The following is a 20,397-nucleotide window of genomic DNA, read 5'->3' as shown; positions in this document are numbered from 1 at the left end:
CCGGCCTAATCCCGAATGGTGCCGTCGCCGGTGACCAGATATTTGAACGTGGTCAATTGCTCGGCCCCGACCGGGCCACGCGCATGCATCTTGCCGGTGGCGATGCCGATCTCGGCCCCCATGCCAAACTCGCCGCCATCGGCAAACTGGGTCGAGGCATTGCGCATCAGGATCGCCGAATCGAGGCTGTTGAAGAAGCGATCGGCGGTGGCGTCATTCTGGGTCAGGATCGACTCGGTGTGCTGGCTGCCATAGCGGCGGATATGGGCAATCGCCTCATCCACCCCATCGACCAGCTTCGTCGCGATGATGCTGTCCAGAAACTCGCGCCCGAAATCATCCGCCTCGGCCTTCACCGTGCCCGGCAGCTTCGCAAGCTCACCATCGGCGCGCACCTCGACCCCCGCCGCCAGCAGATCTTCGATAATCGCTGCGCCGTGCTTGGTGTAGAACTGCCAGTCGATCAGCAGACATTCCGCCGCGCCGCAAATCCCCGTCCGCCGGGTCTTCGCATTCAGCACCACCCGCCGCGCCTTTTCGGGGTCGGCATCGCGGTCCACATAGACGTGGCAAATCCCCTCAAGATGCGCAAAGACCGGCACCCGAGCCTCGCGCTGCACCAGCCCCACCAATCCCTTGCCGCCGCGCGGAATGATCACGTCGATCAGCCCTTGCGCGCCCAGCATCGCCGACACCGCCTCACGGTCGCGCGTCGGAACCAGTTGGATCGCCTTCTCGGGCAACTTGGCCTGCCGCAAACCCTCGACCATGCAGGCATGGATCGCCTGCGAGGAATGCAGACTTTCCGAGCCACCCCGCAAAATCACCGCATTCCCGGCCTTCAGCGCCAGCGCACCGGCATCGGCGGTGACATTCGGGCGGCTTTCATAGATCACGCCGACCACGCCGATCGGCGTCCGCACGCGCTTGATATGCAGGCCGGTCGGACGGTCCCATTCGCTGATCACCTGCCCCACCGGGTCCGCCTGCTCGGCCACGGCGCGCAAGCCGTCCTCGATCCCGCGCAGCCGGTCATCATCCAGCCGCAGCCGGTCCAGCATCGCGTCGGACAAGCCCTTGGCGCGCCCGAATTCCATGTCCTTTTCATTGGCTGCAATGATCTCTGGCACACGCTTGCGGATTTCGTATGCCGCGCCGATCAGCGCCGCATATTTACGCTCGGCCCCTGCCTGCGCCAGTTCCACCGCCGCCGCCCGCGCATCCTGACCCATCGCGGTGATCAGCGCCTCGGCCTCTGCCAGATCCTTCATCTCAACCTCCTGCGTCCGAATGCGACGCCCGTTCCGCGCGCCCATCCGGCGCGGGTCATCTGCATAACCGCAATCACACCGGAACAGGAGTCCCAAATGCGCCTTCACTACACCCCGATCCCGACCGAGATCGCCAACAGCTACCGCAGCGGTCAGCCCGACGCCTTCAGCCTGACACCGGAACGAAACGCAGCCTCGTCAGGTCGCGGCACACCCTGCCGCCACTGCCTGAAACAGGTGCCAAAGGGTGAACCCTATCTGATCCTCGCCCACCGTCCCTTCAAGACCCTGAACCCCTATTCCGAAACCGGCCCGATCTTCCTTTGCGCAAACGACTGCCCGGCGGCAGCCCCGGATTTCCCCGCCGCGATCCTGACCGCGCCACATCACATCGTCCGAGGCTACTCGGCCGACGAACGCATCATCTATGGCACCGGCGCGGTGGTGAACAGTTTCGACATCCCGCTCTACGCCGCCGACCTCTTCGCCCGCCCGGATGTCGCCTTCATCCACATCCGCTCGGCCAGCAACAACTGCTACCTCTGCCGCATCGACCGAGTGTAATGGCAGCAAAGTCGGAATATCCTAAGCTGGCGGCAGGCTCAGGAGGAATATATGCGACTCACTCTTCTCATCGCCACGGCGATTGCGCTTCTGGCGGGCTTCCCGCTCCGGGCGGATCAGAGCTTTCGCGATTTCCTCGCTGCTCTGCCGGAAAGCGCACTGACGGGTCCGACCAGCGCGCTGGTGGAATATCTGAACATGCAGGCCATGTTCAGGGACGCCAGCCCGTTCCGGAATCCGACCATGGATATGAGCCTAGGGCAGACGATGAGACCGGTTATTGCTCTCGCAGTTGGCGGCGAAACCAATTTCAGGACGAACACCGACATCGACCCTCGCGAACTCGGATATTTCGCCAGCTTCGGGTGGCCAACGGACAATATCGTCCTGTGGGGATTTCCAGACGAACAGGCTGCGACCGCTGCGTTCACCAACCTTCCCGGTCATGGCTTCAGCGACGTCACATCAAGCCCGGGACTGCTTGCGAATGGCGAACCGGATCATATCGATATCAGGCGACGCGACCCGTTCCACCCTTTCATCGGACCTCTCGGCCTTACTTCCGTCTTCGCACAGAAGCAGAGCGCGTTGCTTCACGGCAGCAATCCCAAAGCCGTCACCGCCGCGCTAGACGGGTCCACGCCTGCGCTGGACATGCCATCGATCCAGACGCTGCTGGCGGGTCTGGAAACCGAGAACGCAACCGTGCGGCAGGCGATTATCCTGTCCAACGATCCGCCCGAGCCGGTCGGCGGCAAAACTTTCTCGCTCATCCTATCAGCCGAACTTCGCAATCCTGACGGCCAAAGAACGATTCTGATCTCTATGGCGCATGCAGATTGTACTGAAGCTGAAACCAACCTCGCCGCGATGAGTATGATCATTTCCCCCTCCGGCTCCAGAATCCTCCCAACCCCCGCAGGCTGCGCAGCGGTGATGACCTTTGGCCCCTTCGTCGCGGGCGACAACTCGGCACAGACAACCTTCGACGGATTAATCGGCGGCACGCTAACCCCCTGACAGCCTGCTTGCTCCGAGCATCGTCCATTCTTCTTCACGCAAATATCCCGGGGGGCCCGGGGGGCGGCGCCCCCGGCCTCGACCACCCGCGCAACGCTCGCAAGCGGTGTACAGCCCGTGCACATCCGGTTTACGCGCGGTGTGTGCCCTGTGCAGCCAAAACCCCAGCAAATGCTGACAAACCAATACATCGGCGCAGAACCTGCCCCGTTGCGTCGTTAACCGAATTTTCAGAAAGGATAATGGCGCGGTTGACGGGGCTCGAACCCGCGACCCCCGGCGTGACAGGCCGGTACTCTAACCAACTGAGCTACAACCGCGCTATATCTGGGCGAACAAGGTGCAAGTGGCGCGGTTGACGGGGCTCGAACCCGCGACCCCCGGCGTGACAGGCCGGTACTCTAACCAACTGAGCTACAACCGCACACTCACCTTCCCCGGCTAATCGCCCGCCGGAGTGAAGGGGGTTTACGCAGCCCCGCGCCCTGCGTCAAGAGCGTGTCGGAATATTTCCGAACTTCCCCGCGGATAAGAAATCCGCCCCCCGCAACAGGGCTCTGACACCCCGGTCGTCGAAGGCCCCGAAGTCGGCAATCCGCGCATCACCCGGACGGCCAGCCAGCCAAATGCTTGGGCCTCCAACATATCTCCATCCAGCCCGATCACCTCGACCGGCGCGACCGCAGAGGGCAAAGCCGCGTCCAATGCCGCCATGATCGCGGGATTATGCCGCCCGCCGCCACAGACCAGTATCGAGGCGGGAGCCGAAGGCAACCACCGTAACCCCGCCGCCACCGATCCCGCCAAAGCGGCCACCAACGTCGCCGCAGCATCGGCATCAGACAGTGATGACAGCGCTTCCACGAGACCGGAAAATTGATCTCTGTCCAATGACTTGGGCGGCACACGCTCGAAATATATATGGCGCAGAAACGCCTTGACGACGGCCATATCTGCCGCCCCGGAAGCCGCCAAAGCGCCCCCGTCATCCCGGCTCTGCCGCAGCCGTGCCCGCACCAGATCATTGATCGGCGCATTCGCCGGACCGGTATCGAAGGCCAGACATGCCCCCGCCGCCTCGGGCGCGGCAGCCCTCGGATCGACCCATGAAATATTCCCGACCCCGCCCAGATTGAGAAACGCGACCGGCTCGGGCGACAACGCTCCCTGCCCGACCGCCCATTCCGCAAGCGCCCAATGAAAGAACGGTGCCAGCGGCGCGCCCTCGCCTCCGCGCCGCACATCCTCGCTGCGGAAATCCCAGACAACAGGTCGCGCCGAAGCCACCGCCAGCAACGCGCCGCTTCCCGCCTGATGCGTCCCGCGCCCCTGCGGATCATGCGCCAATGTCTGGCCGTGATAGCCGATCACCCCGGCCTCGGGGAACGCCTCGGCCAGCGCCGCATGGCTTGCCACCGAAATCTCGGCCGCATCGGCCACGCCCTCATCCCCCGGCCATCGCCCAAGCGCCGCATGCAGCACCGCCGCCTCGTTATCCGAATAGGCCCGAAACGCGCTTCGCCCGAAGCCGCCGATCCGGCTGCCATCGGTTTCGATCACCGCCGCGTCCACCCCGTCCATCGAGGTTCCCGACATCATCCCCAAAGCCGTGATCATCGCGCTTTTCCTTCAGCCTTTCAGCCGGTATATCCGCCCGGACCAGAAGGAAACAGCCCATGACCTACCAGCCCAAATCCGATTTCCTCAATGTGATGATCGAGCGCGGCTATCTTGCCGATTGCACCGATATCGAGGCGCTGGATCAGGCGCTGCTGGCCGGGCAGGTCACCGCCTATATCGGCTATGACGCCACGGCGGCCAGCCTGCATGTGGGCCACCTGCTTAACATCATGATGCTGCGCTGGTTCCAGAAAACCGGCCATCGCCCGATCACGCTGATGGGGGGCGGCACCACCAAGGTCGGCGATCCCTCGTTCCGCTCGGACGAACGCCCGCTGCTGGATGGGGCCGCGATTCAGTCGAATATCGACGGCATGCAGCAGGTCTTTGCCCGCTACCTATCCTATGACGGCGATGCGGCGCTGATGCTGAACAATGCCGAATGGCTGGACGGGCTGAACTATCTGGAATTCCTGCGCGATATCGGGCGGCATTTCAGCGTCAACCGGATGCTGGCCTTCGAATCGGTGAAATCCCGGCTGGATCGCGAACAATCGCTGTCCTTCCTCGAATTCAACTACATGATCCTGCAAGCCTATGATTTTCTTGAGCTGAACCGCCGCTATGGCTGTCAGTTGCAGATGGGCGGCTCGGATCAATGGGGCAATATCATCAACGGGATCGACCTGACCCGGCGCGTCGATGATACGGTGATCTGGGGGCTGACCTCGCCGCTGCTGACCACTTCGGACGGGCGCAAGATGGGCAAATCGCAGGGCGGCGCGGTCTGGCTGAACGGGGCGATGCTGTCGCCCTACGAGTTCTGGCAGTTCTGGCGCAACACCACCGATGCCGATGTCGGGCGGTTCCTGAAGCTTTACACCGAGCTTCCGGTCGATGAATGCGACCGCCTTGGCGCGCTTCAGGGGTCCGAGATCAACGACGCCAAAATCCGCCTTGCCAACGAGGTGACCACGCTTCTGCACGGCGCCGAGGCCGCCGCGAGTGCCGAGGCAACCGCGCGCGAGGTCTTTGAACAGGGTGGCGCAGGCGGTGATCTGGAGGTGGCGATCTTGGCCGCAGCGGCGCTGGATGGCGGGCTTTCGGTCACGCAGATGCTGGTTCAGACCGGCATCGTCGCTTCGGGAAAAGAAGCCAAGCGCCTGATCGCCGAAGGCGGTTTGCGGCTGAACAACGAAGCCGTCACCGATCCGCAACTCACAGTAGATGCAGCACTTATCGGCGACGGGCTGAAGGTTTCGGTCGGCAAGAAAAAGCACCGGATGGTCCAGATCGGCTAGTCATTTGCTGCATAGCAGCATTGCAGGCGCAGTTTACGCTGCGTCGCAGCGCTGGATTTTCGACTGCTAACTTCCTATTTTCTGCGCGTGGGAGGGATTTAGGCCCAACCGGAGAGTGGAAATGGCACAATCGCAGACGAAAACGCTGACCATCGCCGACGCCAAGGCACAAGCCAAGGCCGCCGATGCGGTTCTGGAGCAGATGTTCGCCTATTATGATCGCGTCGAGATCAAGGACGACAGCGCGACCGGGCACGATATTCGCCACGCAGCCTGATCTGATCAGGTAAGCCAGCTATTCATGGGGGCGGAGACGCCCCCTTTTCGTATCCGGCCCTCGCCCACCTGCCGACAGGCGATCAGCGCGCCACCGCGCCGGGATAGCCATTTTGCCGCAGATGATGCAGCGCGCGCACAACTTGTTCGCGATCATCAAAAGGCCCGGCCAGCAGCAATCGCCCTTGCCCCCCATCCCGGCCACGTCCGGTTGCATATCCCATTGCCGTCAGCCGCAGCCGCGTCTGCCCATAGCCGCCCTCATCCGCGAAAGAGCCGATCAGCACATAACGCGCACCGGCGGGAATCATATCGGCAAGGTCGCGTGCTGATTTATCCACCGCGGATCGGGTTGTAGCCGCCCTGTCCGAACGCGCCGGTCGCTGCACTTCGACAGTCGTCCTGGTCTCTGTTACAGTTGCCCGCGCCCGGCTTTCGCCCACCGCAGCAGATACGACCCCGCTATCGGTTCTGCCTTCGGTTTTTCCGCCCGGCAGACGCGTGGTAAATGTCGCGCTCAATTCATCGGCGCGCATGCCAGCGCATAGCCCCTGGGTGACATCGGCGCCAACCGCAGGTTGCTTATCCACCACCCGACGGTAACCCAGCAGCGCGCAAAGACCGCCATTCTGATCGGGACTGCCCGCGCCGACGATTCTTGCCGCCTCGCTGGCTGCAATCCGTGCCGAAATCGCCTGTCGCATGGCATTCTGTGCGGGGTCCGGCTCAGGTTCGGCGCGTTCTTCGCGTGGTCGCAGATCGCTGGTCAATTCACCGTCACGCAGACCCTCTGACAACAGCGCCGCCAGCTTTTCGCCGGAGGTCTGTTGCACATCGCCCTCTGCCGCTTCCGCAGGGCGCAGCGTCGATGTCGGGGGAAAACCGCAAAGCTGCGCGCCCTGGCCGTCCCTTCGCGCCACCCAACCGGTGTCCCCGCGCGCGTACACGCATCCGGCGCCGTCGATATATTGGGCACCGGTAAAATCAGGGGCCGGCGCTGGCACGGGACTGCCCCATACCAGCACCGGCAGCAACATCGCACCAGCTACGACACCCCAAATCCTCATCTGTCATCCACGAATCGGTCTGTTGAACCAAGCCTATGACAAAGATCTGGAGCAATCGTTAATGGCGGCTATTTCGTGCCGAACATCCGATCCCCGGCATCGCCCAGACCCGGCACGATATAGCCGTGATCGTCCAGCCGCTGATCCAGCGCTGCGGTAAAGATCGGCACATCGGGATGCGCCTCTTTCATTCGCGCAACACCTTCAGGAGCGGCCAGAAGGCACAGAAAACGCAGGTTTTTCGCGCCTTCCTTCTTCAGCATATCGATGGCCGCCACCGAAGAGTTTCCCGTCGCCAGCATCGGATCGACAACGATGGTCATCCGCGCATCCAACTCGCGCGGAACCTTGCAGTAATATTCCACCGGTTGCAGCGTCTCGGGGTCGCGATAAAGCCCCACAAAGCCCACGCGAGCCGAGGGGATCAGTTCTAAAATCCCGTCCAGAAGCCCGTTCCCCGCCCGCAAGATCGAGATCAGCGCCAGCTTTTTCCCTTCCAGCGTCGGCGCGTCCATTTCGGTCAGCGGCGTCTGGATCCGCATGGTCGTGACCTCAAGCTCGCGGGTGACCTCATAGGCCAGAAGCAGGCTGATCTCGCGCAGAAGACGGCGGAAACCGGCGGTCGATACGTCCTTCTGCCGCATGATCGTCAGCTTGTGCTGGACAAGCGGGTGGTCGATGATGGTCAGATGCTGGCTCACGAGAACTCCTTTCTCAGCCGGTCGCGTGTCACCTCATCACAGAAGGCGGCATCGGCGGCCCAGCGGTTGATCTGGCGGAACTCGGTATCGCCCCAACCGAAGGTTTCGGCAAGCCGGTCATATTCGTGACGCATGGTCGTGTGGAAAAACGGCGGATCGTCGGTCGAGACGGTCACCCGCACCCCCGCATCGGCCAGCCGCGCAATCGGGTGGCTGGGCCAGTCTGGATAGACCCCAAGCGCCACATTCGAGCCGGGACAGACCTCCAGCGTGATGTCGCGCGCCACCAGATCGCGGATCAGCGCCGGATCTTGTATGGCATGGACGCCGTGCCCGATCCGGGTGCAGCCAAGCTCCAGCGCCTCGCAGATACTTTCCGGCCCGCCCCACTCCCCGGCATGGCAGGTCAGACCCAATCCGGCCTCGCGGGCGCAGTCGAAGCTCCAGCCGTAATCGGTTGCTTTACCGACGCTTTCCGCGCCGCCCATGCCAAATCCGGTGATCCAGCCGCCAGCGGTTTCCGCCGCGCAAATGGCGGATTTCTTGGCCCTCTCGACCCCGAAATGGCGGACGCAGGTGATGATCGCGCGGCTGTCGATGCCCTCGGCCCGCGCCTTCAGCGCCACCTCATCCATCGCCGCCAGATATTCGCGCCACGCCACCAGATCGCCACCACCGCAGAATTCGGGCGAGACGAACAGCTCGGCATAGATCACCCCTTCCTCGGCGCAGCGTTCCAGCACCTCAGTCAGCAGCCGGGCATAATCCTGCGGCGATTGCAGCACGCTGGTCGCGGCCTCGTAGCAGCGCAGGAACCCCTCGAACCCGTCATAGGCATAATGGCCCTGCGCGTCGAAAACGCCGGTCAGATCGGCGCGCTTTTCGGCAGCGATGGAGCGGATGAATGCGGGTGGGGCTGCGCCTTCCAGATGCAGGTGAAGTTCGATTTTCTTCATATAAAGGATTGTCCGTGTTGAGTTTTGGGAAGCCCCAGATGTGCCATGACCGAGGCTCCGATATCGCTATAGCCGACATTACCGACCGCGCGCGATCCCAGACCATATCCCAGAACCGGCACCCTTTCGCGAGTGTGATCGGTGCCGGGCCAGCTTGGGTCATTACCGTGATCGGCGGTGAAGATCGCCAGATCGCCGGGCCGCAAGGTTGCCAGAAACCGGCCCGCCACCGCGTCGAACCATTCAAGCTGCGCCGCGTAGCCCGGCACGTCGCGTCGGTGGCCGAAATTCGTGTCAAATTCGACGAAATTGGCAAAGGTCAGGCTGCCCGGTTCCGCCTCTTGCCCCAGACGGACCAGATGCTCGGCCAGATCCGCATCGGATTTGCCCTTGTGCAGATGGCTGATGCCGCGATGGCTGAAGATGTCACCGATCTTGCCTATCGCATGGGTCACGCGCCCAGCCTTCGTCGCAATGTCCAGAATCGTGTCGGCGGGCGGCGCAATCGCGAAATCGCGGCGGTTCGGGGTGCGCTTGAACTGCCCCGGAGTCTCACCCAGAAAAGGCCGCGCAATCGCCCGTCCGACCCGCATCCGGTGCAGCATCGGCGCGATCCCCTCGCAAAGCGCGATTAGCCGATCCAGCCCGAAATGTTCCTCATGCGCGGCGATTTGCAGCACGCTATCGACCGAGGTGTAACAGATCGGCCAGCCGGTGCGGATATGCTCGACCCCGAAATCGTCGATCACCTGCGTCCCCGAGGCGTGGCAATTGGCCAATATCCCCTCGGTCCCGGCAAGCTCGCATAACCGCTGCGTCACCTCGGCGGGGAAGGACGGCACCGTGTCGGGGAAATAATGCCATTCCCACGGCACCGGCACGCCCGCGATCTCCCAATGACCCGAAGGCGTATCCTTGCCCGGCGAAATTTCGGTCGCAGCCCCCCACAGTCCCTCGGGCTGAACCATCAGCCCCGGCGCATCCTGACCCGAGGCCAGCCTGATCGCCGATCCAAGCCCAAGCCGCGCCAGATGCGGCATGTTCAGGGGCTGCGCGGCGGCGATATGGCCGATGGTATTCGCGCCGCTATCGGGCAAGGCGCCGTTGAAGAACCGATCCGCATCGGGCGCGCCGCCGATGCCTGCGGAATCCATCACGATCAGAAAGGCGCGGTTTTCACTCATTCACTCACGATCCTTGCACGGACCAACGGTCCGGGTTGCCCATCGCCCAATCTATACGCCGCCTGAACACCCGCCACAGCGATTTCCGCCGCCGTCTCATCGGCGGCATGAACCATCGCCAGCGGACGATCCGGCCCGACCTCTTCCCCCAGCTTCGCCAGATCGGACAGCCCGACGCGGTGATCAATCTTCTCGCCCGCCCGCACGCGCCCGCCGCCAAGCGCCACCACCGTATGGCCAAGCGCGGTCACGTCGATCGCCCCCACGCGCCCCGCCACGACAGGCACCGGCGCGATGACCGGAGAGATCGCCAGAAACACATCCGGGCGTTCCACCAGATCGGCAGGCCCGCCCTGCGCCGCAACCATCTGCCCGAAAATCTCGGCCGGTCGCCCGGAATCCAGCAGCGCCGCCGGATCGCCCGGCACATCGGCCAGCCGCAGACATTCCGCCGCCAGTTCCAGCACCAGATCGCGCAACGCGCCCTTCTGACCCTTCAGAACCGCAATCGCCTCGAACACTTCCAGCGCATTCCCGGCGCTGCGGGCAAGCGGCTGGTCCATATCGGTAATCAGCGCCGCCGTCCGGCAGCCAGCGCCATTGGCGGTCTTGACCAAAGCCTCGGCCAGCCGCTGCGAGGCATCGTCTTTCTTCAGAAACGCCCCCGACCCCGCCTTCACGTCCAAAACCAGCGCCTGCAACCCCGCCGCCAGCTTCTTCGACAGGATCGAGGCGGTGATCAGATCGATCGACTCGACCGTGCCGGATTCGTCGCGGATCGCGTAAAGCCGCCGATCCGCCGGGGCCAGATCGCCGGTGGCTGAAACGATGGCACAGCCCACCTCGCGAACGATCTTGCGAAACGCCGCCTCGCCCTGATCGCAGACGAACCCCGGTATCGCTTCCAGCTTGTCCAGCGTGCCGCCGGTATGCCCCAGACCCCGCCCCGAGATCATCGGCACGAACGCCCCCGCCGCCGCCAGCAGCGGCGCAAGGATCAGACTGGTCGTATCCCCGATGCCGCCGGTCGAATGCTTGTCCACGACCGCCCCCGGCAGATCCCAGTGCAGGACCTGCCCGGAATCGCGCATCGCCCGGGTCAGCGCCACCCGCCCCTCAGTTCCGACGCCCTTCAGCAGCACCGCCATCGCAAACGCCGCCGCCTGCGCATCGCTGACCGAGCCATCGGCCAACCCTTGCGCCATCAGCGCCGCGCCGGGCCGGTCCAAACCGCGCCCGTCGCGGATCGCGGCAATCACCTGCCTCGGATCGGTCATCCGGCGTTCTTCATGTGATCGGCGCCAAACCGCCCCGGCAACAGCTCGCCAATCGTGGTCGAGAAGGTCTCGCCTCCGGTGGTCGCCAACGTCACCGGCACATCGCCCGCCCCGAACTCAGCCAGTTTCTGCCGACAGCCGCCGCAGGGCGGCACCGGCGAAGGCGCATCGGCGATCACCGCCACCTCGACCAACGTGGTCTCACCCGCCGCGACCATCGCGGAAATCGCCCCTGCCTCGGCACAGGTCCCCTCGGGATAGGCCACGTTTTCCACGTTGCAGCCACGATAGACCTTGCCCGAAGCCCCACGAATGGCCGCGCCGACCTTGAATTTCGAATAGGGCACATAAGCCGCCTCGCGCACCTCGCGCGCCGCATCCAGCAGAGACATTCCCGACCTCCTGCATATTCAGTATCGCGCATTTTTGCGCCCTGCCATGCGCTAACGCAAGGCGAAGCCGCCTGTTCCCCGCCTGCCAAATGGTTTAGGAGATGGTTTAACGGTGAACTAATTCCGATGCTTGAGGGGGCAGAGATGGACGAACGCAGGCAGGACAACGCCAGACAGGAAGCTCTGGACTATCACGAATTTCCCCGTCCGGGTAAGCTGGAGATCCGCGCGACCAAGCCGCTGGCCAATGGCCGCGACCTCAGCCGCGCCTATTCACCGGGCGTTGCCGAAGCCTGTCTGGAAATTCAGGCCGATCCGGCCAATGCCAGCCGCTACACCTCGCGCGGCAACCTTGTGGCGGTGGTCTCGAACGGGACCGCGGTGCTGGGCCTTGGCAATATCGGTGCCGCCGCCTCGAAGCCGGTGATGGAGGGCAAGGCCGTCCTCTTCAAGAAATTCGCCAATATCGACTGCTTCGATATCGAGGTGAACGAGGCCGATCCCGAAAAGCTGGCCGATATCGTCTGCGCGCTGGAGCCGACCTTCGGCGCGATCAACCTTGAGGACATCAAGGCCCCCGAATGTTTCATCGTCGAGAAACTGTGCCGCGAGCGGATGAATATCCCGGTCTTCCATGATGACCAGCACGGCACCGCCATCGTCGTGGGCGCCGCGGCCACCAACGCGGTTCTGGTGGCGTCCAAGAAGTTCGAGGATATCAAGGTCGTCTCGACCGGCGGTGGTGCGGCGGGGATCGCCTGCCTCAACATGCTGCTGAAACTGGGCGTGAAGCGCGAGAATGTCTGGCTCTGCGATATTCATGGGCTGGTCTATAAAGGCCGGGTCGAGGATATGACGGCGCAGAAAGCCGAATTTGCCCAGCACAGCGATCTGCGCACGCTGGACGACGTGATCGACGGCGCGGATATGTTCCTTGGCCTCTCCGGCCCCGGCGTGCTGAAGCCCGAAATGGTCGCCAAGATGACCGACCGGCCGATCATCTTCGCCCTTGCCAACCCGACCCCGGAAATTCTGCCCGAGGATGCCCGCGCGGTAAAACCCGACGCGATCATCGCCACCGGCCGCAGCGATTACCCGAACCAGGTGAACAACGTCCTCTGCTTCCCGTTCATCTTCCGGGGTGCGCTGGACGTGGGCGCGACGACGATCAACGACGATATGGAACTGGCCTGCATCGAGGGCATTGCCGCCCTTGCCCGCGCCACCACCGCCGCCGAAGCCGCTGCCGCCTATCGCGGCGAAACGCTGACCTTCGGCCCGGAATATCTGATCCCGAAACCCTTCGATCCGCGGCTGATGGGTGTCGTGTCCTCTGCCGTGGCCCGCGCCGCGATGGAATCCGGCGTCGCGCAACGACCGCTTGAGGATATCGAGGCCTACAAGCGCAAACTTGACGGCTCGGTCTTCCGTTCGGCGCTGATCATGCGCCCGGTCTTTGAAGCCTCGGCGCTTGCCAGCCGCAAGATCGCCTTCGCCGAGGGCGAGGATGAGCGGGTCCTGCGCGCCGCCAATGCGATGCTGGAAGAAACCACCGACGTTCCGATCCTCATCGGACGCCCCGAGGTGATCGCCATGCGCGCCGAACGCGCCGGCCTGCCGATCCGCCCCGAACGCGACTTCGAGATCGTGAACCCGGAAAACGACCCCCGCTACCGCGATTACTGGGAAACCTATCACAGCCTGATGGCCCGTCAGGGCGTCACCCCCGACATTGCCCGCGCGGTGATGCGCACCAACACCACCGCCATCGGCTCGGTCATGGTCCATCGCGGCGAGGCCGACAGCATGATCTGCGGCACCTTCGGCCAGTTCTCGTGGCACCTGCGCTATGTCCGCGAAATCCTGGCCCGCGGCGATCTGCACCCGGTCGGCGCGCTGTCGATGATCATTCTGGAAGACGGCCCGCTCTTCATCGCCGACACCCAATGCCACAACGACCCGACGCCGACCGAGGTGATGGAAACGGTGATCGGCGCCGCCCGCCATGTCAGCCGCTTCGGCGTGACGCCCAAGATCGCGCTGTGTTCGCATTCGCAATTCGGCAATCTCGACACCTATTCGGGCCGCAAGATGCGCGAGGCGATGCGCCTTCTGGACGAACGCAATCCGGGCTTCATGTATGACGGCGAAATGCATGTCGATGCGGCGCTGGACCCGGACCTGCGCGAACGCATCTTCCCCGGCTCACGTCTGGACGGGATCGCCAATGTGCTGGTCTTCGCCGGAACCGACGCCGCATCGGGCGTCCGCAACGCGCTGAAGATGCGCGCGAACGGACTGGAGGTCGGACCGATCCTGATGGGCATGGGCAACAAGGCCCATATCGTCACCCCCTCGATCACCGCCCGCGGCCTTCTGAACATGAGCGCCATCGCTGGCACCCCGGTCTCGCATTATAGCTGACAAAGACAGGGTGCGTGCCCCGCACGCACCTTATCCACACCAGACGCAACACCCACCGTGCGCAAGCGGTGTACACCCTGTGCACATCTTGTGACTACGCGTTGCACGCTCGGTGCAGCGGAAAACGCAGCATTTGCTGGTCTCTTCTCACCCGGCCAGCATCTCCGTTGCACAAATACCGAATGCAACGCCCGCTGCGTTGCGCCTAGCCTGCCGCCTGCCACTCTCTGACCGCATCCAGCGGCCACAGCAACATCAGCACATTCAGCGCCAGCCCGTCGCGGATGATCCACAGCGTCAGCAACTCGAACCCGATCACGATGGCGACGGAGGCCCAGACCGGCAGCCACCGGGCAAGGTAAAACCCCAAGACCATCGCCAGCATATCGCTGACCGAATTGATCACGCTGTCGCCGTAGTAATCCAGCGAGATCGTCACCGCCCGATACCGCTCGATGATCGCGTCCGAATTCTCGACGATCTCCCAGATCGCCTCGATCAGCGTGGCGATGGCCAGCCGCCATCCAAACGACAACCGCCGCGCCACCAGCCACAGCCCGGCATAGAACAGGAACCCGTGCAGCAGATGCGACGGCGTGTACCAGTCGCTGATATGCTGCGAGTTTTCCGAGCTGAACTTCACCCCATGCCACAGCTTCACATAGCCGCAATCGCAAATCGGCACCCGCCCGGCGGCAAGAAGCCAAAGTGCGGCGATCAGGATGATTCCCGCAGAAATCCAGTAGGGTAGCGCCTTCTTCGAAATCATGCTTCCCGCCTTCGACAGCTTTCCTCCGCTTTGCCCTGTCATGCGATGGCTGTCCAGTCCCGGCTGGTTCGCCACAAAAGCGCGCCGCCTGATACAGGCAATTTAACCAATTGTATCTGCGGACCTCGGGTCTATCATCGACCTTGTTACGTATTGAATAAACATTGGAAGGAGGGGCCAATGGTTGTCTTGCATACCGTAATTGCAATCGTTCTCGTGATCGGACTGATTATCCGCTTCCGCGTCGATCCTGTCATCTCACTGATCCTCGGCTCGCTTTATCTTGGCCTTGCCAGCGGCGTCGGCTTCGGCGGCACGCTGGAAGCCATCACCGGCGGCTTTGGCGAGATCATGGCCAAGGTCGGCTTGCTGATCGGCTTCGGCGTGGTGATCGGATCGCTTCTGCACGCGACCGGCGCGTTCAGGCGCATGGTCTCGACACTGGTCAACGCGGTCGGGCCGAAGCGCCTGCCCTATGCGATGGCCGGAGCGATGTCCACGATCTTTCCGTCGATCTATGTCGATGTGCAGGTGGTTCTGGCCTCGCCCGTCGCCCGCTCGGCGGCACCGCATCTGGGCAAGAACGGCCTGCCGCTTCTGGCAGGCGCCATCGGCACCGGCATCTTCTCGGGCTATGTGTTCGTGGTGCCGGGCCTGGCAGTGATCCTGGTCGCGGGTCAGGTCAATGTCAGCCTTGGCACATGGTTGCTGGGCGGTCTGGTGATCGGCCTTGCGACCGCGCTTCTGACCACATTCCTGTTCCAGATGCTTCTGAAAACCAGCTACTGGAAGCCCGAAACCGACGAGGAACCGGACGAGGCGATGCTGGAGATCGAGGCCAGCGACGACAAGGCCAGTCTTGACGACGCGCCCAGCCTTGGTGTCTCGGTCCTGCCGATCATCGTGCCTTTGCTGATGATCGCCTTCGGCGCGTTTGCGAAACTTGCCGGGGTCGAGAACGACTTCATCGCCTTCATAGGCAACGCCAATCTGGCGCTGTTCGTCGGCCTGATGATCGCCTTTCTGATCGCCCGCAGCCGGATCGGCGTGGACAAGACCAATGAGGCGCTGTCCGAAGGTTTCCATACCAGCGGCGAGATCCTTCTGATCACTGGCGTCGGCGGCTCGCTGGGCGCGGTGATCGAGGCGTCGGGCATGGACAAGCAGCTTGGCGCGCTGTTCGCCGCCGATGCGGGTGCGCCGATCATCATCAGCATCCTCTTGGCGTGGTTCATCGCGGCGGTGCTGCATATCGCCATCGGCTCGGTCTCGGTCGCGGCGCTGACCGCAGCCGGGATCATCGGTCCGATCGTCCCGCAACTGGCGGTCTCGCCGGTGGTGATCGGCTTCGCCATCGCCTCAGGCGCGCTGTTCGCGGTGCAGGTGAACAGTAACTTCTTCTGGATGTTCAAGGCGCTATTGGGCCTATCTACCAAAGGTGCGTTAAAGACGCTGACCATGGTGACCTCAATCGCGGCGGTGGTGTCGCTGCCAATGGTCATCGCGATAAGCTGGCTTCTCTAGGGCAGCCCGCGCCGCGCATTGTTCCGCGCGGCGCGCCGCGCAAGCAACAAGGCCGCGTCCGAAAATCGGGCGCGGCCTCCGACTTTCCGCCATATCGACGAATGTTACCGCTAAGATAGTTGCGTCACGAAGGCCTTCTTGCGACACAATCGGATCAGGTGGGGGAGTATTCTTGATGGCTTATCGCGACGTTTACGCCGACTGGCAGGCGGATCCCGAGTCGTTCTGGCTTCGGGAGGCCGAAAAGATCGACTGGATCAGGATGCCCAGCAAAGCCTTTTTCGACCAAGGCCCGGCGGGGGAATGGTTTGCTGATGGCATTCTGAATGCCTGCTGGAACGCGGTTGACCGGCATGTCGAGGCGGGTCGCGGCGAGCAGGTGGCGATCATCCATGACAGCCCGATCACCGGCACGCACCAGACCCTGACCTATTCCGAATTGCTGCAGAACGTCGCCCGGCTAGCCGGTGCCCTGCGCGAACGCGGCATTGCCAAGGGCGACCGCGTGATCATCTACATGCCGATGGTGCCCGAGGCGCTGACGGCGATGCTGGCCTGCGCCCGCCTTGGCGCGATCCATTCCGTCGTCTTCGGCGGTTTCGCCGCGCAAGAGCTTGCCGTCCGCATCGATGACGCCACGCCCAAGGCGATCATCGCCGCCTCTTGCGGGATCGAGCCGGGGCGCATCATCGCCTACAAACCCTTGATCGACAAAGCGATAGAGCTTGCCCGCCACAAACCCGAATTCTGCGTGATCCTGCAGCGCGAACAGCAGCCCGCCGAAATGATCAAGGGGCGCGATCTGGATTGGAACGGCTTCCAGCAGGATGCCACTCCGGCGGAATGCGTCCCGGTCGAGGGTAATCACCCCTCTTATGTGCTCTATACATCGGGGACGACCGGACAGCCGAAGGGCGTGGTGCGTGATAGCGGCGGGCATCTGGTCGCGCTCAACTGGACGATGAAGAACATCTACGGGATCGACGCGGGCGATGTGTTCTGGGCGGCCTCGGATGTCGGCTGGGTCGTGGGACATTCCTATATCTGCTACGGGCCGCTGGTCGCCGGGGCGACAACGGTTGTCTTCGAGGGAAAGCCCGTTGGCACGCCCGACCCCGCAGCTTTCTGGCGTGTAATCCAGAACAACAAGGTGAAAAGCTTTTTCACCGCGCCCACCGCGATTCGCGCCGTCAAGCGCGAGGATCCGAAGGCCGAATTGCTGGCTGAATATGACCTGTCGAGCCTGCAAGCGCTGTTCCTTGCGGGCGAGCGTGCCGATGGTGACACGCTGATCTGGGCCGAAGAGGCGCTGAAACTTCCGGTCATCGACCATTGGTGGCAGACCGAAACCGGCTGGCCGGTCGCGGCGAACCCGCTGGGCCTTGAATTGCTGCCGATGAAAAAGGGCAGCCCGACCGTGATCATGCCGGGCTATGATGTGCAGGTGCTTGATGAGGGTGGCCAGCCCGTCGGGCCGGGAACGCTGGGCGCGGTCGCGATCCGCCTGCCCTTGCCCCCGGGAACGCTGCCGACCCTGTGGAACGCCGAAGACCGCTTTCGCCGCGCCTATCTTCAGCATTTCCCCGGCTTTTACGAGACCGGAGATGCGGGCTATGTCGATGAGGACGGCTATCTCTATATCATGGCGCGCACTGATGACGTGATTAACGTGGCCGGGCATCGCCTGTCCACCGGCGCGATGGAGGATGTGCTTTCCCATCATCCCGCCGTTGCGGAATGCGCGGTGATCGGGGTTGCGGACGACCTGAAGGGACAGATGCCGCTGGGCTTTCTGTGCCTGAAAAAGGGTGCCAACGACAACCATGACAGCATTGTGCGCGAAGTGGTGGCGATGGTGCGCGACCAGATCGGCCCGGTTGCGGCGTTCAAGACCGCCTGCGTGGTGGATCGCCTGCCCAAGACCCGCTCTGGCAAGATCCTGCGCGCGACCATGGCGAAAATCGCCGATGGGGAAGAGTTCAAGGTGCCGGCAACAATCGATGACCCTGCCATTCTGGACGAAATCGCCGTCGTGCTGCGTCAGGCGGGCTACCCCCGCGGCTGATGTTTGAACCATCAGCGCGTTTCCGCGTTGCATTTGCGGAGGCGCCTATGAAAGTTGAAAAGCCCGACCCCAGCAGCGAATTGATCGATCACATCCACCTGCGAACGGCCAATTTCGACCTGTCCTGCCCCTTCTACATCGCGATATTCGACGCGATGGGCCGGGGCAGTGCTTTGCACAAAGGTCGGGACTGGCTTGAGATCGGGGCTTTTTATCTGGAACAGGCCGAACCGACATTGCGTCCAAGCAGCATCCATCTGTGCTTCCGCGCCCGGTCGCGGGACGAGGTCGAAGCCTTCCATCGCGAAGGTCTGAAAGCAGGCGGCCGCGACAATGGTTTACCCGGCCTGCGGGACTATCATCCGGGCTATTACGCGGCATTTCTGCTTGATCCTGACGGCAACAACATCGAAGCGAAATTCGATGAGAGGACGGATCAGGACGATCTCTAAGCCGGTTTCCATCTCTCTTGCCCTGATTTTCTGATGGCGTCGCACAGGGAAAAATCTTCTCCCCCGACCATCGAAAAAACATGACCTCTCTTATCGTCATTCCCCGGCGTCGGTGACATGATCAGCCCATGCGCCCCCATGGGACGCGCCTTTGCTGAATCAGGAGCGGTCATATGCCTCTGGAAGCGGTTGGTCTGGGCGATACGCTGGCCAGAATGTGCACCAATGAAGCCTTGCGGAAGGCAATTGAACGTCGCTCTGACGAGATCGAGGATATCGATCAGCAAGAGCGTGCGTTACTGTCACCGCCAATCCCCGGGGCGATCCCGGTCCCTCACCGATATGCCGTCGCTGCCTTCGTGGCGGCGTGGCATCAGGAGCAGGCGATTGCGCAGCGCTATCAGAGCATTCTTGCAGCGCGTGAGGATGCCGACGCCGCTTTCTTGAAAGCCGTCCGCATCTGGTCGCGCAGTCTCGGCAGAAGCAATGAGCCCGTGTCAGAGGACGCCCCGGATGAGGGCGGATCGTGGCTTGGCGCGGCCGCTTCGTATAGCCGCGCCCTTCTGGGCGGCACTCCGCAGATAGCTCAGCACGGATACTGGCTGAATTCCGACGAACGCGAAGAGATCGGGCAGATCGCGAGTATCGTCATCTTACGTGTCCGACTGGTCGCGGGTCTGCGCCAATGTGTGCTGGCAGCGCAGGAGTTGCCAGGCGAGTTTTCAGGGAAAGGTCGCAGTCATGATGTTTGATGCACAGATCGGCACCGGCGGTTCGAAATCACGATGGCCCTGGCGCAGCAGGCCGCAGGGCCTTGAGAACGGCGAACGCGCATTGATCGCACTGGTCGTCGCGCGTCAGGCAGGACTGACCGAGCTTGCCCGCCAATACGCCGACGAGGCCGCCGACGCGACACATGACCCGTTCGCCGTCACGCTGCTGCTTGAGGAGGGGCTACCGTCCCCGCTAACAGGTCGGCTGGGCGCGCTGGCAACCGCCGCAGGGGCGCTGGCGCAGACACCGCCAAGTCTTGGGGCGTTTGAGCTGAAAAGGCTGAACGCAAACGGTATTCAGCCCGATGAGTTGCTGGACGTGGTCTTCACCGTCGCGCGGATCACCAGCGAGTTGCAGGCGAAGTCCGGCGAATAGAGCCGACTGTGTTGTGTCCTTGTTGTCGGCGGATGCCATAGCCTCTTACTTGAAAATTCCGCATCACCGCCCGCAATCTCGGCAGCGCCACCCGCCTTTGCTCCCCAAAATAGGGGTGGGGTAAATATTCCACCAAAGCATGGATTTTTTATCTCGACACCATGCTGTCATCTCCAAGAACATCCTCACCAGTTTCTTGTTTAGATTTACCGCTGCAAAACCAAACTGCATTTATAAAAATCAGATAAAAAATTTATTTATAGGCAGTGACTTACAATAAATATCCATCCAGAAACCTTGCCCGCGGATTGTGGGCAAAGCGCCCATTATATGATCCTTCAGCACCAAGCAGGTTCCTTTTCCAACCACAGCAGGAAAGTCTGAC

At 62.7% G+C, this 20,397-nt stretch carries 19 protein-coding genes and 2 tRNA genes; 10 read left to right on the top strand and 11 right to left on the bottom strand.

The genetic code is table 11. The features are described 5' to 3' along the window. Positions 1 to 5 precede the first annotated feature (5 nt). Positions 6 to 1,271 carry a glutamate-5-semialdehyde dehydrogenase gene (locus JJJ17_RS03900; protein ID WP_200683922.1) on the bottom strand — a complete coding sequence of 422 codons (1,266 nt, stop codon included), beginning with the start codon at positions 1,269 to 1,271 and terminating at the stop codon, positions 6 to 8. 96 nt (positions 1,272 to 1,367) lie between these two features. On the opposite strand from JJJ17_RS03900, the gene JJJ17_RS03895 reads away from it, so the two are divergent. Both JJJ17_RS03895 and JJJ17_RS03890 read left to right on the top strand, forming a co-directional pair. Further along, the gene (locus JJJ17_RS03895) at positions 1,368 to 1,835 is read left to right on the top strand and encodes a DUF1203 domain-containing protein (RefSeq protein WP_200683920.1); all 468 of its coding nucleotides are present in this window, start codon (positions 1,368 to 1,370) and stop codon (positions 1,833 to 1,835) included. Positions 1,836 to 1,886: 51 nt separating this feature from the next. Beyond that, on the top strand, positions 1,887 to 2,855 hold the full coding sequence (locus tag JJJ17_RS03890; protein ID WP_200683918.1) for a hypothetical protein: 969 nt from the start codon (positions 1,887 to 1,889) through the stop codon (positions 2,853 to 2,855). A gap of 243 nt (positions 2,856 to 3,098) precedes the next feature. On the opposite strand, the gene JJJ17_RS03885 is transcribed toward JJJ17_RS03890, so the two are convergent. The 3 genes from JJJ17_RS03885 to JJJ17_RS03875 all read right to left on the bottom strand — a co-directional run bounded on the left by JJJ17_RS03885 (position 3,099) and on the right by JJJ17_RS03875 (position 4,472). Then, a tRNA-Asp gene (locus JJJ17_RS03885) sits at positions 3,099 to 3,175 on the bottom strand. 27 nt (positions 3,176 to 3,202) lie between these two features. Then, positions 3,203 to 3,279, bottom strand: a tRNA-Asp gene (locus JJJ17_RS03880). Between the two features lie 44 nt (positions 3,280 to 3,323). Further along, a complete protein-coding gene (locus JJJ17_RS03875) occupies positions 3,324 to 4,472 on the bottom strand; it encodes an anhydro-N-acetylmuramic acid kinase (protein WP_200683917.1) in 1,149 nt (382 codons plus the stop codon). A gap of 59 nt (positions 4,473 to 4,531) precedes the next feature. Here JJJ17_RS03875 and tyrS point away from each other — a divergent pair, with 59 nt between their 5' ends. Both tyrS and JJJ17_RS03865 read left to right on the top strand, forming a co-directional pair. After that, the gene (gene tyrS, locus JJJ17_RS03870; protein ID WP_200683916.1) at positions 4,532 to 5,776 is read left to right on the top strand and encodes a tyrosine--tRNA ligase; all 1,245 of its coding nucleotides are present in this window, start codon (positions 4,532 to 4,534) and stop codon (positions 5,774 to 5,776) included. A gap of 121 nt (positions 5,777 to 5,897) precedes the next feature. Next, positions 5,898 to 6,053 (top strand): hypothetical protein, encoded by a 156-nt coding sequence (locus JJJ17_RS03865; protein WP_200683915.1) that lies wholly within the window; start codon positions 5,898 to 5,900, stop codon positions 6,051 to 6,053. 82 nt (positions 6,054 to 6,135) lie between these two features. On the opposite strand, the gene JJJ17_RS20625 is transcribed toward JJJ17_RS03865, so the two are convergent. The 6 genes from JJJ17_RS20625 to JJJ17_RS03835 all read right to left on the bottom strand — a co-directional run bounded on the left by JJJ17_RS20625 (position 6,136) and on the right by JJJ17_RS03835 (position 11,629). Beyond that, positions 6,136 to 6,972 carry an SPOR domain-containing protein gene (locus tag JJJ17_RS20625; RefSeq protein ID WP_200683914.1) on the bottom strand — a complete coding sequence of 279 codons (837 nt, stop codon included), beginning with the start codon at positions 6,970 to 6,972 and terminating at the stop codon, positions 6,136 to 6,138. A 215-nt stretch (positions 6,973 to 7,187) separates the two neighbouring features. Next, positions 7,188 to 7,820, bottom strand: a complete 633-nt coding sequence (gene upp / locus JJJ17_RS03855; protein ID WP_200683913.1) for a uracil phosphoribosyltransferase — start codon at positions 7,818 to 7,820, stop codon at positions 7,188 to 7,190. After that, positions 7,817 to 8,776, bottom strand: coding sequence for an adenosine deaminase (locus JJJ17_RS03850; protein WP_234463856.1), 960 nt, complete (start codon positions 8,774 to 8,776; stop codon positions 7,817 to 7,819). Before JJJ17_RS03850 ends, upp begins: the two co-directional genes overlap by 4 nt. After that, complete coding sequence (locus tag JJJ17_RS03845; RefSeq protein ID WP_200683912.1) at positions 8,773 to 9,960, bottom strand: phosphopentomutase; 1,188 nt, start codon at positions 9,958 to 9,960, stop codon at positions 8,773 to 8,775. The genes JJJ17_RS03850 and JJJ17_RS03845 overlap by 4 nt, the downstream gene beginning before the upstream one ends. Next, positions 9,957 to 11,237, bottom strand: a complete 1,281-nt coding sequence (locus JJJ17_RS03840) for a thymidine phosphorylase (RefSeq protein ID WP_200683911.1) — start codon at positions 11,235 to 11,237, stop codon at positions 9,957 to 9,959. Before JJJ17_RS03840 ends, JJJ17_RS03845 begins: the two co-directional genes overlap by 4 nt. Beyond that, positions 11,234 to 11,629 carry a cytidine deaminase gene (locus JJJ17_RS03835; RefSeq protein ID WP_200683909.1) on the bottom strand — a complete coding sequence of 132 codons (396 nt, stop codon included), beginning with the start codon at positions 11,627 to 11,629 and terminating at the stop codon, positions 11,234 to 11,236. Before JJJ17_RS03835 ends, JJJ17_RS03840 begins: the two co-directional genes overlap by 4 nt. Before the next feature lie 144 nt (positions 11,630 to 11,773). On the opposite strand from JJJ17_RS03835, the gene JJJ17_RS03830 reads away from it, so the two are divergent. Continuing rightward, on the top strand, positions 11,774 to 14,053 hold the full coding sequence (locus JJJ17_RS03830) for an NADP-dependent malic enzyme (protein WP_200683907.1): 2,280 nt from the start codon (positions 11,774 to 11,776) through the stop codon (positions 14,051 to 14,053). Positions 14,054 to 14,258: 205 nt separating this feature from the next. Here JJJ17_RS03830 and JJJ17_RS03825 read toward each other — a convergent pair whose 3' ends face one another. Beyond that, positions 14,259 to 14,822 carry a DUF2585 domain-containing protein gene (locus JJJ17_RS03825; RefSeq protein ID WP_200683906.1) on the bottom strand — a complete coding sequence of 188 codons (564 nt, stop codon included), beginning with the start codon at positions 14,820 to 14,822 and terminating at the stop codon, positions 14,259 to 14,261. A gap of 180 nt (positions 14,823 to 15,002) precedes the next feature. Here JJJ17_RS03825 and JJJ17_RS03820 point away from each other — a divergent pair, with 180 nt between their 5' ends. From JJJ17_RS03820 to JJJ17_RS03800, 5 genes are all read left to right on the top strand, one after another. Next, a complete protein-coding gene (locus JJJ17_RS03820) occupies positions 15,003 to 16,346 on the top strand; it encodes a GntP family permease (protein ID WP_200683905.1) in 1,344 nt (447 codons plus the stop codon). A 175-nt stretch (positions 16,347 to 16,521) separates the two neighbouring features. Continuing rightward, positions 16,522 to 18,411 (top strand): propionyl-CoA synthetase, encoded by a 1,890-nt coding sequence (locus tag JJJ17_RS03815; protein WP_200683904.1) that lies wholly within the window; start codon positions 16,522 to 16,524, stop codon positions 18,409 to 18,411. Positions 18,412 to 18,458: 47 nt separating this feature from the next. Continuing rightward, a complete protein-coding gene (locus JJJ17_RS03810) occupies positions 18,459 to 18,863 on the top strand; it encodes a VOC family protein (RefSeq protein ID WP_200683903.1) in 405 nt (134 codons plus the stop codon). A gap of 173 nt (positions 18,864 to 19,036) precedes the next feature. Next, a complete protein-coding gene (locus JJJ17_RS03805; RefSeq protein ID WP_200683902.1) occupies positions 19,037 to 19,615 on the top strand; it encodes a carboxymuconolactone decarboxylase family protein in 579 nt (192 codons plus the stop codon). Next, complete coding sequence (locus JJJ17_RS03800) at positions 19,605 to 20,012, top strand: carboxymuconolactone decarboxylase family protein (protein WP_200683901.1); 408 nt, start codon at positions 19,605 to 19,607, stop codon at positions 20,010 to 20,012. The genes JJJ17_RS03805 and JJJ17_RS03800 overlap by 11 nt, the downstream gene beginning before the upstream one ends. Positions 20,013 to 20,397: the final 385 nt, after the last annotated feature.

Source organism: Paracoccus caeni, from assembly GCF_016629665.1.
GTDB classification, from domain to species: Bacteria; Pseudomonadota; Alphaproteobacteria; order Rhodobacterales; family Rhodobacteraceae; genus Paracoccus; species Paracoccus caeni.
Note: the sequence above shows the minus strand (reverse complement) of the source record. Positions and strands in the feature narration are given on the sequence as shown.